1 protein-coding gene is annotated in these 1048 nt (G+C 61.3%); it reads left to right on the forward strand.

Annotated features, from left to right (window positions below; genetic code table 11):
• The first annotated feature begins 91 nt into the window (after positions 1-91).
• The gene (locus H8A95_RS43210; protein WP_229188476.1) at positions 92-1048 is read left to right on the forward strand and encodes an IS481 family transposase; all 957 of its coding nucleotides are present in this window, start codon (positions 92-94) and stop codon (positions 1046-1048) included.

The following is a 1048-nucleotide window of genomic DNA, read 5'->3' on the forward strand; positions in this document are numbered from 1 at the left end:
GGCCTAGTTGTGGTCTCTCAGGAGGTTGTCCATCTGGTCTGAACCGAGGAAGCTGAGGTTGCGAAGCTTCAGTGTTCCAAGGAGAGACCAGATGAACGTGCACAAGAATGCGCCTTTGACGCCCACAGGTCGAGAGGCGATGGTCCGAAGCGTGGTGGAAGGCGGGCTAAGCCAGGCTGGCGCGGCCGACCTGTACAATACGACGCCGAAGACGGTCGCCAAATGGGTCAAGCGGTTCCGCGCAGAAGGTGTAGAGGGATTGCGTGATCGCTCCTCCAGGCCCCTTTCATCGCCAAGCCGAACCCCTGTCGCCACGTGCACCGCCATCGAGGCGTTACGCCGGCAGCGCCACACAGGCAAGCAAATCGCCGCCGAGGTCGAGGTGTCACCGGCCACCGTCAGCCGCATCCTTCGCCGCTTGGGCTTGAACCGGATACGCGATCTGGAGCCGGCCGAGCCGGAGCGCCGCTATGAGCGCGAGAACCCAGGCGAGATCATTCACATCGACATCAAAAAGCTCGGGCGCTTTGAGCGTGTCGGCCACCGCATCACCGGCGATCCGAGTGGTCCGAACAAGAGCCGCGGCGCAGGCTGGGATTTCGTCCACGTCTGCATTGACGACCATTCGCGTGTCGCCTTCTCGGAGATCAAACCGGACGAGACGGCGGACAGCGCAGTTCCCTTTCTCAAGGCGGCTGTGGCCTATTACAAAATTGTCGGCGTCACCGTCACTCGCGTCATGACTGACAATGGCAGTTGCTACCAGTCCTTCGCCTTCCGCGACGCTTGCCGAGACCTGGGCATCAAGCACATCCGCACCAAGCCCTACACGCCGCGAACAAACGGCAAGGCCGAGCGCTTCATCCAGACCGCGCTCCGGGAATGGGCTTACGCCAAAGCCTATCCAACATCAGATTGGCGCGCCCGGGAGCTGCCGATCTGGCTGCATCAATACAACTGGCACAGACCCCACGGTGGTATAAACTCACAAACACCGATCAGCCGGCTCGGTTTGACCGAGGACAACCTCTTGAGGCTCCACACCTAG

The sequence above is a fragment of the Bradyrhizobium oropedii genome, from assembly GCF_020889685.1.
Taxonomy (GTDB): Bacteria; Pseudomonadota; Alphaproteobacteria; order Rhizobiales; family Xanthobacteraceae; genus Bradyrhizobium; species Bradyrhizobium oropedii.